Origin of the sequence: Paenibacillus sp. JCM 10914 (genome assembly GCF_001315105.1) — a bacterium.
Lineage (GTDB): Bacteria > Bacillota > Bacilli > Paenibacillales > Paenibacillaceae > Paenibacillus_AQ.
The window spans coordinates 449,605-464,231 of record NZ_BAZR01000002.1 but is presented as its reverse complement, the minus strand read 5'-3'; the positions used below and the strand labels follow the sequence as shown (position 1 = coordinate 464,231).

The window sequence follows — 14,627 nt, the reverse complement described above, 5'->3', positions numbered from 1 at the left end:
AGTGTTTCCGGTTGGGCCTATCGAACCCGTGGCTCCCGTTATACCCGTTGCTCCTGTTGAGCCAGTAACTCCGATCGCTCCCGTTGATCCTGTTGGACCTGTAACTCCCGTTGAACCGGTAACCCCGGTTGGGCCAGTCGCTCCTGTTGGTCCGGTCGCACCCGTTATACCCGACGGGCCAGTTATTCCGATCGGGCCTGTTGCTCCTGTTATTCCCATTGCTCCCGCGTTGCCTGTGGGGCCTGTCGGCCCGATGGCACCGGTGTTGCCGATTGGGCCTGTTGCTCCTGTTGCTCCGATGACCCCTGTCGGGCCTGTTGAGCCAGTTATTCCAATCGGACCTGTGGATCCTGTCGAACCGGTGGCCCCAGTATTTCCGGTTGGACCCGTTGCTCCTGTCAATCCAGTTGGACCTGTTGCACCTGTATTACCAGTGGCTCCCGTTGAACCGGTAACTCCGATGGTCCCTGTCTGGCCGGTGGCTCCGGTTGGGCCCGTAACTCCGATTGGTCCTGTCGAACCGGTGACACCGGTGTTGCCGGTCGGCCCTGTTCCCCCCGTTGAGCCGGTAACTCCGATTGGACCTGTGACTCCCGTTGCTCCGATAACACCGGTGGGACCAACCGAGCCGACCGCTCCGGTACTTCCGGTTGGACCGATCGCGCCTGTTGCTCCCGTTATACCCGTCGCTCCTGTTGAACCTGCTATTCCGGTGGGGCCTGTAACTCCAATTGGTCCAGTCGCGCCGGTGGAACCTGTTGATCCCGTTATGCCTGTTGAGCCAGTTACTCCTGTTGTTCCGGTTGGGCCAGTCGAGCCGGTATTTCCGATCGAACCTGTTGCGCCAGTAACTCCGATGGCCCCTGTCGCTCCCGTTGCACCTGTAATTCCGATTGGTCCTGTCGGGCCGATTGAGCCAGTTGCACCCGTCGAGCCAGTTACTCCTACCGGACCGGTTACTCCCGTTGAACCCGTAACCCCAACTGGACCGGTAACTCCTGTAGCTCCTGTAGCGCCGGTTGGGCCGGTAACACCAGTAGCGCCTGTTACTCCTGTTGTTCCCGTTGCCCCTACCACACCCGTTGGACCCGTCGGGCCGGTGGCTCCTATATTCCCTGTCGACCCCGTGACACCTGCGCTTCCTGTTACACCCGCTGGACCTGTGTTACCTGTAGAGCCAGTTGCGCCCGTCACGCCCATCGCACCTGTACTACCTGTTACTCCGGTTGGGCCCGTTGCTCCAATGTTACCTGTGGGGCCAGTAGCTCCAGTTGGACCTGTTACACCTATTGCTCCAGTTAGACCGATTGGACCGGTAGCTCCCGTACTTCCTGTCACACCGGTGGCGCCGGTTGACCCCGTTTCTCCTGTCGCCCCGGTAGGCCCAATATTCCCAGTTTCTCCTGTTGCTCCTGTAACCCCCGTTGCACCGTCCAGTCCAGCTGCGGCCAATAACGTATAATCCGAGGACATTCCAGGAATACCCATGGGACCTGCCACATTCGCTAAATACGTACTACCGTCAAAGGTAACGACCTGGTCCAGTGGGTACTCCGAGCTTTCAGCTGGATCAAAAGGTACTAATCCATTCAACCCTGCTCCTGCCGCTGCCAAAAGCGTGTAATCAGGTGAACTCCCCGGTGTCCCTTGCGGGGAAGCGACATTCGCCAAATATGTGCTTCCGTTATACGTTACAACTTGCCCTGATGAATATAAGTAACTTAGGGCTGGATCAAAAGCAACACTGCCGGATAGACCCACTCCCGTTGCTCCTGTGGGTCCTGTTGCACCAGCCACTCCATTATTTCCAAATGGACCTTGCGGGCCCTGTTGACCAGCTATCCCCCTGGCACCTCTAGCTCCAGTTGCACCCCGACGACCTCTTGCAACTATCACCTTCCGTTTGCACTTCAGGCGTTTCTTGTGGGGATGGCACCAATATCTACGAAGTCTCCATCTTCTTCGCCTGGAGAGCGCGGAACGACGACATTTTCGAAAAAAGGATCTCACGATCTTTAATTGTCTGACAGATTTACGTTGAACTTGACGTTTCCTTGACTTCTTTGCAGGCATTTTACGGAAAACCCTTCGTTTTCTCAGTTCATATCACCTCCACTAATCGACTCAGCTTCATTAGTATATGAGAAACAACGCCTACCCTTGATTAATTGAAGTGACTTTACGATAAATAAACACAAAAAAACTCCCGGCAATATACCGCGGAGTCCTATAATCGAAACTCTTTTGATAATTTCTGAATCAATGGCATACTGCTGGACAATCCATACACTTCGGGAAAACCAGCATCTTCATACCGGATCAGACTCTTCATAAAATACGATTTTATTACCGAATGGATCGATAACACTCAGTTCTTTTGTATTCCATGGAGCTACTTCAATGCCCGGTCTAGCATAACGATAATTCTTCTGCATTAACTTCGCATGATATTGCTCAATATCCTCTAAAAGCACACGAATTGCGGCACCTGGCGAACAATCTCCATGATGTTCTGTTAAATGAATGCGAAGGTCACCCCATGAGACTTGCATATATAACGGGGCCAGATCATCGAATCGATGTTCCCAATCCAGCTTGAAGTCCAAGTAATCCATATAAAACTCCCTGGCTTTCTGCTCATCAAATATGCGAAACAACGGTATGATCATACTTGTCCGTCTCCTTCTCTCCCAACAGGGCTATGATTTCTTGGTGATTTTAGCAACCTTCTCCACCTTATGGCGTCTGACTCGATTCCAAACAAGAAGAATAGCGAAGGAGCAAACAAAACAGATGAGAATAACCTTCAAATAATGCTCCACCATATTCAGCATATACTGCCACTGATCACCGAAAATAAAGCCAATGCTGAAAAATCCTATAATCCATGAAGCAACACCAACATAGCCGTAGATCCATATCATTCGATATGGCACACGAATCATCCCGAGAAAATATCCAATAAACTGCCTCACCCCAGGTATGAAAAAACAAATCACCAGCAGCTTGTTGCCATACTTCTCGTAATACTTCTGTGTCTTCTCCACAAGAGAAGGTTTAATGAATAACCATTTCCCATATCGCTCAATGAGTGGCATACCGAATTTAAATCCTAACATATATGTGATGGTCAGTCCTAGTGCAGCACCGATAAAAGCCGACCCCACCGCCGGAATGATCTCAAGGATACCTTTATAGGTGAGGAAACCTGTATATGTCAACGTACTATTGCCCGGTGGGATCGGGAGCGCAATGAAATCAAGCGGCAATCCTATTAGTAACACCAGATAGCCATATTGCTCAAACATGCGCTCTATCCATTCCAATAAATTCATGGTGCTACTCCTTTATTTTTTACCGAAAGCCATCATAATGATGGCTAACATATTCATTGGCCAGTAACTCACTAGGCATCGGTTCATAGGTTAACTTAAATGCTTCCTCATAACGTTCACGTGGTGTACGATACCGCTGTTGAATATCCACCAGTCTGGATATTACCGCTAAAGCGGAATTTTTATGCGTAGAACGGGCAGCGTTTCTCTTCATCGCTTCCAATTGCATTGGATTAGATAGAAGCCTGAGTAATTGCTCCTGAAGTTCCCCGGACAGCGCCTGTTTCGCTACGCCAATGCCAACCAAATAATCGGCATTATCCTGCTCCTGACCAAGCAACGGTTTGAACAATAGCATCGGTCGCTCCATCGTTAACGCTTCGGATATGGTTAATCCGCCAGGCTTGGTTATGATAAGCTCCGCGATTCCCATTAACTCATGCATTCGATCGATATATCCCATGACCGTAACTTGAGTAAGCCCAGCCAATTCATCTTGAAGCGATTGATACAATTTGATATTACGACCGCAGATGATCATAAATCTTATATGACTTGGATAATTCCGATCCTTGATCAGTTCTGTAATCTCTCTGTCGATCATTCCCTCGCCGCCACCCATAATTAAAATGACCTGCTCAGACGGTTGCAATCCATAATAAGTACGTAATTGATCTCGATCGACGGGCTGACTAAAAATCGGATTGACCGGAATACCGGTAACGGAGATATGCTGATTCGATATTCCTTTCCGTAGCAAAGCGGTCTGAACCACATCCGATCCAACCATATAGTGATCCGTATGCGAATGTACCCAGTAGCTATGGTCTGTATGATCCGTAATGACTGTCGCTGTAGGAATGTCTGTATACCCCATCGCTTTCAACATAGACATTCCTGCGGCGGCGGGAGGAAACGTACTGACCACGATCGAAGGATCCTCTTCCTCAATCATCGTGCCCAGCTTATGAAGACTAAACGAACCTAAGCGCTTGAGCATATGGATCAGCGTATTTTCATCTCGTGTTTTTTGAAACAGATAGCCGTACATCGTTGGAAAATGCTTCATCCATTGAACGAAGAAGAATTGCCCCGCCACGTGCAGTTTTGGATGAGTCAGTTCCATGTAATCAATAACCTTAACTTTCATATGAGGGTAGTTTCTCTTGGCTGACTCCACAATGGCTTTCGAGGCCTGGTTATGACCTTCTCCCAGACTTCCGGTTAATATTAAAATTTTCGGCTCATGTATGGATCTCATCGAAATTACTCCTTATCTTGCTTTTTATATAATGCGGTGACTGGATGCTCTGAATTATGAATTCTCGCCTGAGGATACATCGACAGTACCTTTCGATTCTGGTACAAGCATGCTCTCCGCTTGAGCACGCTTTTTCTTACGAAGCTTTAACTTGTGCACCAAGAACCAGATTCCCCCGACAAGAACACCTACTCCAAGCAAAATATAGGTAAGTACGCCATCCACCATATTTTCTGCGGCACGACCATATACGTAGAACAACACGCCTACGGCATAGAACTTCACCGCCCGACCAATGGCAGCATAACTGAGAAGCTTCCACAACGGATAATTCATGCATCCTGATAGTATCGTGAATATCTTGAACGGGATGGGGGTAAAAGCCCCGACCAAAATAGCCGCTTCTCCATGTTTCGTAAATAATGCAGTAGCTGAGTCGTACCATTTTTTCTTCAAGATTTTATTCAGAACCAAATTTCCTGACACCTTGCCTATCCCGTACCCGATCGGAGTACCGATCAAACAACCTGCAAAACCCACGGTAGCTAACCATATTGCCCGATCCGGACTAATGGCACTTAATGAGATCTGCGAGAACAATGCGGGAATCGGAAAAATAATTGCATCAATCATCGCATGAATAAACAAACCAATGTCACCGAGATTACGTAAAAAATCCATCAACGTTTAGCCCCTCTGCATAGCCGCTCTTTCCTCGACTTAAATATAAAGCTGACATACAATGAATCTTTTGTTCGTTCTTATTCATATAAGGAGATAACCCTTCTCTTCAAATGTATCGTTAAAGTAAGGATATCATGATAAGTCGTTTCATCTCTTCCGCCTTCAGGCGATATTTTTCCTAGACTTAAGTCCAGATACTAATAGCAGATATAATATAGACGAGTGTTATAGATATTAAGTTGGGCCTTTCTTAAAACCTGTTGAAATATAAAAGACAGCCTGCCCTCCAGGGACAGTGCTGCCAAGATGCTGATCATTTGAGTTCGCAGATTTGTACGACTTCACTTATAGATTTCACGATAAAATCCGCTTGGGACAAGTCTTGATTGCCCGAATTCGGGTTCACGTAACCGATACATTCCATACCTGCCGCCTTTGCCGCAGCCACTCCATGACGGGCGTCCTCCAAAACCATACAATGTGCAGGTGCTACACCAAGTAATTCCGCTGCTTTTAAATAAACGTCAGGTGCAGGCTTACCATGTTCAACTTCTTCCCCACTGACAACAAATTCGAAACGATCTAACAGATCGAATTTGTTAAGAACCGCTTTGATGAACACCGGCGGCGAAGATGAAGCAATCGCTGCAGGGATATCATGCGCCTTGAGTCTGTCCAGAAGCTCCCGAATGCCTTCAATCGGGTGCATTTCTCGAGCGGTCAGAAGATCTATCTTTTGCCGAAGTTGGTATTCAATAATTTCTTCAACGGTTTGAGCCAACTTGTGCTCATCTATAATTCTTTTCCACATCTCCGGATTTGTCATTCCGACATATTGCTCCAGTTGTTCGTGGGTTATCGCAGACCCGAAATTATTCATGACTTGAATATCCACCTCGAAGTGAAGCGGTTCACTGTCAATAATAACGCCGTCCATGTCAAAAATAAACGCTTGTATCATGTCAATTCTCCTCTGTTGTCATGTTATATGCTTATCGCCAAATGAAGTCCAATATCGTTTCCAGTGTACCTGATTTATGGCCTCTCAGTACATCGGGATTAATTACCTCTACGAATCCACAACGCGTGCAGGATACGAACAGATAGTGATTATAATTGATATCGAAAATTTTGCTCACGCCAGTGCCGCTCATGCTGACTTCCTGCGTGATACACTCTAGGTGTCCACAACGTCTGCACATGAATTTACTGGCCACCAGATCCTCAATATGGAGATGTTCGACATTCGATTGATTCCGTATATTCATTGTACCATCAAAGTCTGAAGATTCCAGATGTTCTGGTAATACTTCGTGCCTGCATTCGGGACATATGCCGTCATCCAGTATCACTTCACTCGCGCACCACGGACATTGAACCATCATCAAGAACAGCCCCCAGTTCTAGATTTATCCTTTTCGACTAAAGCCGACCATACTGATAATGATACCGGCCAATCTCACTCATGATAGAATCAGCTATGATCAAGAAGATCGTGAAGCTCCGCCAATGCATGAATCTCGTACTTAGGTTTAATGGTCGTGTTGTTCGGTTTCCGTAATGGATTGTACCAGCAAGTATCGATACCATATTGCGCTCCACCCTGAATATCTGAGGTTAGCGAATCTCCAACAATCAGTACATCTTCCTTGTTAGGATCATTCAGCTTCTGGAACGCGTAATCGAATATCCCTTCCTGCGGCTTCTGAAACCCTGCATCCTCGGAGACAACGATACACTCGAAGGAATTACATAATGCTGAACCGCCAATTCGCTTAAACTGCACTTCCTTAATCCCATTCGTAATAATGGCCATCCGTTGACCGCGGTCTGTAAGACGATGGCATAGTTGTTCTGCTCCTTCCATCAAGAAAGAGCCTAGTCCAAGATATTTTATGTAGGTATCACTGAATGCTTGTGCATCCCTATCACATGAAATCCTTTGCTCCGTTAGCAGTCGTTCAAATCGAGCTGTTCGCAGTTCATTCTGCGTAATACTCCCTTGTTCAAACTCATTCCATAATTGCTGATTAATTCGTCTATAGCTATCTACAATAACTTGTGTGCATTCTTGATTAATCTCCCCAAATGCACTCGCCAACGCGAAAGCCTTCCGATCGAGCGTAATCAAACAACGTATCATCTGCATCAAACAAAATAATCTTGTACGACAAAGCTATGCCTCCTATGTAATCTCAGGATCTCTCTTCATTCAACTCTCGGATCTTCTGAATTCTAAGATGATTCATCTGCTCCTGGTGATGCTTTAAGAGTCTCGATTGGTTAATGAGCAATAACGTCAACAAAGTGATGATTACACCAGCTACCGTCAGGATGAGAACTTCAAGATTGAAGGAAAGCAGCATGAATAGCACAACTTCGATGATGATAAAAATACCTACACCCAAGGCCATATTTCTCACAAGTAGTTTCCCTCCCTACTCCGTCTTGCTCAGCCTATAGTAATGATGCTGTCCATCTTCAAGCGCGATCTCACCTATATACTGAAACCCGCTCTTTTGAAGCACTTTATTCGAAGCATGATTATGAAGCGCGGCAACGGCGCTCAACTCCGCTACCTGAGTGTGCTGGAACAAATATTGGATCAGTCCGCGTACAGCCTGGGTCGTGTAGCCCTTATTGTAATATCGATTCGATATACCGTACATAATTTCGCGATTCGGATGTGGCAGCTCATCTTTAGGCCCAGTATTGCACCAACCGATACATTCACCCGTCGCTTGCAAGACGATAGCTAAGCGAAGGCGAAGCTCACCAACATCTCCACCATCTTGAACGGCCTGCAGAAACTGACGATTCTCGGGAATTTCGTATTTCGTCATCCATTCATATCGCTGTTCCTTGGATACATCACAGCCTGAATAAGCAGAGCGAAGCCCATTTCTCAAATTGTAATCAGCTTCATCTGAACGGTAATTGGCTTTCGTTCATCGCAACTTGCTGTTTGCTGAGATGACGATACCAGTAACGATATATTTCTTTGTAGTGAAGTCCTTCATAAAGACGATTCGCTGCGACATTATTGGCGACCACTTGCAGGTAACTGCTGGTGGCTCCTTTTTGCTGTGCCCATTGAATCATATGTAGTAAAAGTTGTCTTGCGAACCCACGGTTTCTGAAGTCGGGAGAGGTGGCAATGTCGTAAATGCCGAGCATGCTATCCTCAATTGCACCAAGTCCGCAAGCTATAGGAACGCTCTTGTAATACAACGCAAAATATCCATATTCCGTAGCCGCTTGCGGCTCGAGCATCTGACGAGTAACGGCTCGATGCTGATCGGACAATCCGGTAATTTGCTGTAATGCATCCAACCACTTATCATTCAACTCGTCCATTATTTCCACTTCTGGATATGTTGGCAGCTCAACGTCATGCAGTCGTTCCAATGCCTTCACGATGGTTATGTCGAATTTCGAATAACCCCTTGCCTCCAATGCTTGATCCAGTACCGGAGGATTGAACGGTGTTATTTTGAATACCACATCCAGCCCTGACTTAACATAAACATCTTCACAATACTGAATTCGATCCACTAGATTACTAGAATCCTCGGAATAGATCGCACTTACGGAGTTTGACCGCTTGGTATAGCCATCCGCAAATCGCAGCAGCCAACCACGGTAAACCATCGTCTGAAGCGCAGGCCACGCATTTAATGCAAATTCTTCAATCCTCTTGTGCATGCATATCACATCCTAATTCTTATTAAGAATAAATATACATACAAATGGATGATTATTCAATAATATCGCTGTTCTTATATCCAAGATTTCTTCTTATCAAATTGGCCGTAATGGGCTGTTTGTCCAACTGTCTGGCCCATACCGATAATTGCCCGATATGATGTATCTCATGTGCGGCTACATGACGTATCACTTCGCCGTAAGTAAATGGTCCAAAGGGCTCGGCCTCATCCTGTTCATGCCATTGCTCGATGAAAGGTCGAATATCAGGAATACATTGCTGTGACAGTGCTCTCACCTCAGACAGGGTCGGATAGTCATTGAAATTATAATGATATTCCGGTGTCCCGAGATGAAGCCCCCGAATCCAAGCCTGTTCGATATCCACAATATGGAATAGGTTATGCAGAATGCTACCTAGCCCTCCATCTCTCTGGTCAACAAGCTCCTCGTGAGTTAACGTTTCGCACCAATCAAACCACTCTTCCCTTACTTGCCAATTGTACTGAAAGATCATATACATTGCAGACCTCTCCTCCACATATCCAATGACATCTACTCGTCTAATACTCGCCTGATGAATTCCGATTTGGCAGTGGTATACGATTCGCGATCATCTCGATTCGCCGCTGCCAAGCTCTTCTTTAACTCTGCGTATTGTGCGGTAAGTTCAGGCCGTTCCCGAAGTCGGTTACGAAAAATGATCTGTTTATCCCACCTTGACTCATCATCAAGCATTAAATGCAGATGACATTCTCTCCGGTCATCCTTTACTTTCACGAAAAACCTTCGATATGATCGGCCATCAAGCTCTGGCGATACGAAGCTCCAACGATGTTCTGCTAAACGATCGATGATTTGAGGTAATTGCTCGTACGAATGGATTTTGGCCATTAGATCAATGATAGGCTTAGCCGCCAGACCTGGAATCGAGGTGCTTCCGATATGCTCGATTTGGCTGACACCATATGATGATAATAATAAGCCAAGCTCATTAGCCTCTTGAATGCCCTTATCGTGCCAACCCGGATCAGCGTCAACGATAGTAACTGCTTCTGTTGCCCATACAGGCCAGTCTTCTTGATGTTCCATATTAAGTCAGTCTCCCATCTAATTGCACATATAAGAACGTACGCCATCGTAGCCTGGTTCATTACCTGTGAATTGTTTCGTCATTCATTCTGTCCCCTGTTTCCTTCGTCTATGATCTCTCTGGCCAGCTCCTTGCCGTTACCGTCATATGCAATAATATCGAATTTCAGCCCCTGATCTTCCTCAATCAATACGTAGAACAACGTAAACAAATCACTAACTTTCACAGTAGTTGCCTGCTTTTCTAATCCGGTATTATAGTCTTTAACAACGACTCTTGAGACTCCTGGCTCAGAGCTTGTACCCCATACCATAGGGAATGGAGACACAAACATGTCGCTACCTTTCGTGCTTGGTAAATACATCATTGAGAATGTGGAATATTGCGCATCTGCGTGCGGTAGATTTATCCTTGGATCCGAGCTCGTAAAACCTCCACCGAACCCCCATATCCACTCCGCGTCTTGTCTTTTGAACATACTCCGCATTAACAACGACGTTATCATCTTTGATGTTCCGCAGGAAAAAGATAATCTCCCCTTCATCTGCCGGCTGCTGGTGAATGATGTAATCTACATACCCTTCACCTCTAACAACTTCAATGGCCTCAACAGGCGTAGGTTTGGCTTCATCATCCTGAATGTATGCATACCCAGCATACACAACACCCGTAAGGAAAATCAAAATCATTATAATCGTTACTTTCTTCAATTTGAGCTCCTTCATTACTGATCATATTTTAGGAAATACCTCAACTTTTCAGATAACATATTTTCCACATTTTTCATGAGATAATCACATTATACCATACCAAAAAAGCTCCTTAACATGCTATCGTTAAGAAGCTTTTGCAAGATCTAATACAGTAAAGTTGACCGACACGCACAAATGACATATCTGCCATACACATGTGCGCCTTGATAACAAAAATTGATGCCAATGTAAGGATTCACGTATTGCGAAATACAATCCTGACACTTCGCTCTTTGACCTACAGGGTCGCTTGTGTACCACCAACCTGAGGGGTATGGGCATAGACCTTTGCAGTCTGTAATCACCGTATTCGGTGTACAGCTCACATAATCAGAAGGACAAGAAGCATCCATGCCGCACCCGCTGCAGAACTGACCGTGTGGAGGATGACATGGACCCGCCGCGAACGAGATTTTGACCAATTCTTCATCTGGACGGACCAACATTTTGGCAAGGGTTTCCGCCGTCTTCTGAGCAAACTTGTTCAACAGCGTCTTACGATTCATTTTACGGGTAACTCGACTGATGAATACTTGCGTCTCTTCATCCTTATTCTCCGGTTTGCGCCACACGATACATCGTCCCTTTCTTACGAAGAAGAACTTGCTGCCTTAACATACGCTTCAAGCTGCTCCCTACTGTTGACTAAGCCCTTGTGACGAATGACACCGCTCGCATCAACTGCATAGGCATACGGCGTTACTTGTACATCCAAAGCATCGGCGAATTTCGGTGTAACGATAAGGACATCCCCCTCATATGCAATCTTATGCACATAATCTTGTGCCAGTTCTTCTGAGGAAAATAACAGCAGAATTGGCCTCACGTTATGTAACTCGGCGATTCTTCTGAAGTCAGGCATGATGCAGCGCATTCCTTACACGTAGGCGAGCCAAACAGCATTAAGGATGGTGTGCCATGTATTTCGTTGGTTGACCATTCCCCACCTTGCAAAATCGTGGTTGTAACGCTTGGGAGTGGTTTGCCCACCGGTACCCCCGATTGATTTATGCCCCTGGCCGTTCCCATAACCATAATGCCAAGCTGACGGAACAAGATCAGATTCAAGACGACTAATGGCACAACCAATAACCACAACACAACATACGATATCCAGAAAAACGTACTCATGCTGATTGACCCTCCTTCTCACGCTTCATTCGCGCATCGTGAGGCGCTGCCATCTTCCGATACAGACTGATGGCATGCCGCCCATCGGGAATACCTACAATCAGGAGTAGAGCCAGCAGCAGCAGCATAAAGAGTTGAAGCAAGCCTTCCCATACGATCAGCGAATCCAATTCGATCCAGCCCCAAACGCCTAATCCAAGGCCCAGCATTCCCATGAACACGTTCAATGCGACCAGCGGGACTCCCAGTTGGGAACGAACCTGAGGACCTAGGCAACCGCAATCCACCTTCCCTCTAGTAGCAAGAAAATAAACCACTCCGACGCCTTGGATGAAATATAGCATGGAGATGATGAACAAACTGATCTGGGCTTGATAGACATATACCAAAATCAAACTCAGCGTCTGCGCTAATATAAGCAAAGCATGTGTTCTTGCAGTTCCCGGGAATGGATCGACATCTGCAAATATTCGGCCCCAAGCATATCCCGTAACCGACAATAACATCGGTAGTGTCAAAGGTAGAATGAGCAGCTCATACATAAGGTCTATGCTCCTTTACTATGAGTAACTAATCATCCAGACAATCGCCCCCAGAATCAGAAGCTTCGTTACCGCCTGCCTGATAGCCGTGAGCAGTGTTACATTATATATTCTCTCATCAAGCATGCGATAGACGACACGCCGGAAGAATGGAAAACTGTACACGCTGGCACGAACCAATCCGAAAACGGCACCTGCCAATACACTCAGCCACCATGGTGATATGAACAGCGCAAGCAGAAGGTAGGCATGAAACAGCACCCCTGCTTGGAGCGTTATAAAACCGAGCCCCAGAATACTTCCCCACAAGGCAGCGGACCGGTAACCGGAATTATAAATCCATTCGGAAGGCACGACGAAATTGCCAGACGGCAGCAAACCGGTTCTATGGATTATCTCAAGCAGTAAGAATAGAGCTAATCCCGTGATGATCAGATAGTTCTGATACGGATCAATGGGGATTAGTGCAAGAACGTAATGAATCACCCCGATAGCCAGCCCCGTAATCGCCCCACCTATAGTACAGGACAATATGTACACAAGCGCATATCTGGAACGGTTCACTTTCGTATTATCCAGACTGCCCAGTACATTTAAACCGCAGGTCGTATCGACACTGGCCAGAGCAGCACCTACGGCAATTACAAATACAAGAACCGATAACAATGATGCCACCTCCACACAAAGCCTAATGAGGAACATGTTCTTCATCATCATATGATGTCGATTCCTGATTGTGTACGAAAAAAATCCAGCATTGCACACCAATAGCCTCGCCCATTACCTGAACGAGGCTATATCCTATGATATCGGAGCCTTTGATTCCTTACTTACTCACCACTTGAACTACTCTCTTCTGAACCATGCCATGTATATTCGGTCATCAAATCCGTACTCTTCTGCATGATCTTCAGCTTTACGCTCGATCTCTTGGAACCCAAGCTTCTGATACATCCGGTGCGCAATTTCATTACGATTCGTTACCTCCAATACATACCGGCTGTATGGCAGTTCCTCCATCACATATTTCATTAGTGCAGTGGAAACGCCCTTCCCACGTGCCCGCTCCGAGGTCGCAACACACTCAATATATCCGGTCTCATTATCGTAAGGGATCGGAGAGTTGAATTCCTTCTTCATAACGTTATAGGCAAGCTCGCCCGTTGTCTCGCCTAGAGCGTTCTGAAGCGGTGTTATCTCAACCGGCATCGCCCGTTGTTTATTGTGTGCACAGGCCAAGATACCGACAACCTCGCCTTCCACTTCTGCAAGATAGAACACCTCAGGACTAAATAAATCACGGAATGCGAGCTTTAATAAGTTCCGGTCTTTCGTAAAGTAGGACAACTCACTGTAATAACCGTCCACGAATACTTCAGCCACCTCATCGCGAACATCTCGATCGATATCAGCCATTCTTCGAATATGAATAATACTGGTAGTCATCACTGCTTCCTCCTAATTATACATATAGCAGACACTTTAACTCGTTACGGAGATTCCTTGCCTGCGAGCACACACATGCCTCCAACGGTCAACAGACCATATACCGCAGCCGATATGGCCGTCCATAATATATCTGATAAGCCTAAAGTATAGAATAATAACGGAACGAATCCGAGAAAGATCATAGTCAACAAGTAACTGGAAAACTCGCGCCAGTGACTTCTTTTTGATGAACAAAAAATGGTTATCAGTAAAGTAGCAACGATCCCCATGAATGGAATTACGTAACCCGTGGACCACAACTCATGACCGGATAGCACATTGATCCATAACAGTGCTCCGGACAATCCCAGATACTGAATGACGATTTTGGCACCAAGATGATACTTGGACATTACCGTATGCATAACAGTCAGCCACACATACAACACACATGGCATCAAGTACAGACTCCACCACACACCCATGTCAGCCATTACATTGATAAGAATGGAGATACATATGACCGCTGCCACCGTAAATATCATCCATTTGGAGAGAAGACTGTTCGCTCTCGGCGTGAATACAGCAGTGTACTGAGAGGACTTTTCTATGCCATTCGGATTAGGATCACACTGCGGACATCTGAGATTTCCAGCTTCAACGATGACATCACAGCTATCACAACGCATTTCCTCA

Annotated in this window: 21 protein-coding genes and 1 pseudogene; all 22 read right to left on the bottom strand. The window is 46.2% G+C overall.

The genetic code is table 11. The annotated features are described in order from the left end of the window. The coding region (locus JCM10914_RS05540; protein ID WP_370570217.1) for a beta strand repeat-containing protein at positions 1-1,896 on the bottom strand (1,896 nt) is incomplete at its 3' end. Between the two features lie 413 nt (positions 1,897-2,309). Continuing rightward, on the bottom strand, positions 2,310-2,669 hold the full coding sequence (locus JCM10914_RS05535) for a glyoxalase superfamily protein (RefSeq protein ID WP_023958338.1): 360 nt from the start codon (positions 2,667-2,669) through the stop codon (positions 2,310-2,312). 30 nt (positions 2,670-2,699) lie between these two features. Further along, positions 2,700-3,335 (bottom strand): DedA family protein, encoded by a 636-nt coding sequence (locus JCM10914_RS05530; protein ID WP_023958336.1) that lies wholly within the window; start codon positions 3,333-3,335, stop codon positions 2,700-2,702. A 19-nt stretch (positions 3,336-3,354) separates the two neighbouring features. Beyond that, positions 3,355-4,596 (bottom strand): glycosyltransferase, encoded by a 1,242-nt coding sequence (locus JCM10914_RS05525; RefSeq protein ID WP_023958335.1) that lies wholly within the window; start codon positions 4,594-4,596, stop codon positions 3,355-3,357. A gap of 54 nt (positions 4,597-4,650) precedes the next feature. After that, positions 4,651-5,277: a YqaA family protein gene (locus JCM10914_RS05520; RefSeq protein ID WP_023958334.1), complete on the bottom strand. Its 627-nt coding sequence runs from the start codon at positions 5,275-5,277 to the stop codon at positions 4,651-4,653. Between the two features lie 316 nt (positions 5,278-5,593). After that, positions 5,594-6,241, bottom strand: a complete 648-nt coding sequence (locus JCM10914_RS05515) for an HAD family phosphatase (RefSeq protein WP_023958333.1) — start codon at positions 6,239-6,241, stop codon at positions 5,594-5,596. Between the two features lie 31 nt (positions 6,242-6,272). After that, entirely contained in the window at positions 6,273-6,665 is a 393-nt protein-coding gene (locus JCM10914_RS05510) for a zinc ribbon domain-containing protein (protein ID WP_231638506.1), read from the bottom strand. Between the two features lie 89 nt (positions 6,666-6,754). Next, positions 6,755-7,454, bottom strand: a pseudogene (locus JCM10914_RS05505) (YjjG family noncanonical pyrimidine nucleotidase). Between the two features lie 21 nt (positions 7,455-7,475). Continuing rightward, positions 7,476-7,703, bottom strand: a complete 228-nt coding sequence (locus JCM10914_RS05500; protein ID WP_023958330.1) for a hypothetical protein — start codon at positions 7,701-7,703, stop codon at positions 7,476-7,478. A 15-nt stretch (positions 7,704-7,718) separates the two neighbouring features. Continuing rightward, positions 7,719-8,189 carry a GNAT family N-acetyltransferase gene (locus tag JCM10914_RS05495; RefSeq protein ID WP_023958329.1) on the bottom strand — a complete coding sequence of 157 codons (471 nt, stop codon included), beginning with the start codon at positions 8,187-8,189 and terminating at the stop codon, positions 7,719-7,721. Between the two features lie 13 nt (positions 8,190-8,202). After that, the gene (locus JCM10914_RS05490; RefSeq protein ID WP_023958327.1) at positions 8,203-8,985 is read right to left on the bottom strand and encodes a GNAT family N-acetyltransferase; all 783 of its coding nucleotides are present in this window, start codon (positions 8,983-8,985) and stop codon (positions 8,203-8,205) included. Between the two features lie 52 nt (positions 8,986-9,037). Beyond that, positions 9,038-9,508, bottom strand: coding sequence for a DinB family protein (locus JCM10914_RS05485; RefSeq protein WP_023958325.1), 471 nt, complete (start codon positions 9,506-9,508; stop codon positions 9,038-9,040). Positions 9,509-9,540: 32 nt separating this feature from the next. Next, a complete protein-coding gene (locus JCM10914_RS05480; protein WP_023958323.1) occupies positions 9,541-10,077 on the bottom strand; it encodes a GrpB family protein in 537 nt (178 codons plus the stop codon). A gap of 80 nt (positions 10,078-10,157) precedes the next feature. Further along, the gene (locus JCM10914_RS28770) at positions 10,158-10,304 is read right to left on the bottom strand and encodes a hypothetical protein (protein WP_156332304.1); all 147 of its coding nucleotides are present in this window, start codon (positions 10,302-10,304) and stop codon (positions 10,158-10,160) included. A 112-nt stretch (positions 10,305-10,416) separates the two neighbouring features. After that, on the bottom strand, positions 10,417-10,788 hold the full coding sequence (locus tag JCM10914_RS05475) for a hypothetical protein (protein ID WP_023958321.1): 372 nt from the start codon (positions 10,786-10,788) through the stop codon (positions 10,417-10,419). Between the two features lie 146 nt (positions 10,789-10,934). After that, entirely contained in the window at positions 10,935-11,402 is a 468-nt protein-coding gene (locus JCM10914_RS28260; RefSeq protein ID WP_081739739.1) for a hypothetical protein, read from the bottom strand. Between the two features lie 17 nt (positions 11,403-11,419). Next, positions 11,420-11,656 (bottom strand): hypothetical protein, encoded by a 237-nt coding sequence (locus JCM10914_RS29815; RefSeq protein ID WP_231638505.1) that lies wholly within the window; start codon positions 11,654-11,656, stop codon positions 11,420-11,422. Beyond that, positions 11,653-11,961 (bottom strand): hypothetical protein, encoded by a 309-nt coding sequence (locus JCM10914_RS29810; protein WP_231638504.1) that lies wholly within the window; start codon positions 11,959-11,961, stop codon positions 11,653-11,655. Before JCM10914_RS29810 ends, JCM10914_RS29815 begins: the two co-directional genes overlap by 4 nt. Beyond that, positions 11,958-12,503 carry a hypothetical protein gene (locus JCM10914_RS05465; protein ID WP_023958317.1) on the bottom strand — a complete coding sequence of 182 codons (546 nt, stop codon included), beginning with the start codon at positions 12,501-12,503 and terminating at the stop codon, positions 11,958-11,960. Before JCM10914_RS05465 ends, JCM10914_RS29810 begins: the two co-directional genes overlap by 4 nt. Positions 12,504-12,521: 18 nt before the next feature. After that, positions 12,522-13,169, bottom strand: coding sequence for a hypothetical protein (locus JCM10914_RS05460; RefSeq protein ID WP_036717030.1), 648 nt, complete (start codon positions 13,167-13,169; stop codon positions 12,522-12,524). Between the two features lie 180 nt (positions 13,170-13,349). Next, a complete protein-coding gene (locus tag JCM10914_RS05455) occupies positions 13,350-13,949 on the bottom strand; it encodes a GNAT family N-acetyltransferase (RefSeq protein WP_023958313.1) in 600 nt (199 codons plus the stop codon). 44 nt (positions 13,950-13,993) lie between these two features. After that, complete coding sequence (locus tag JCM10914_RS05450) at positions 13,994-14,620, bottom strand: DUF6320 domain-containing protein (protein ID WP_036717028.1); 627 nt, start codon at positions 14,618-14,620, stop codon at positions 13,994-13,996. Positions 14,621-14,627: the final 7 nt, after the last annotated feature.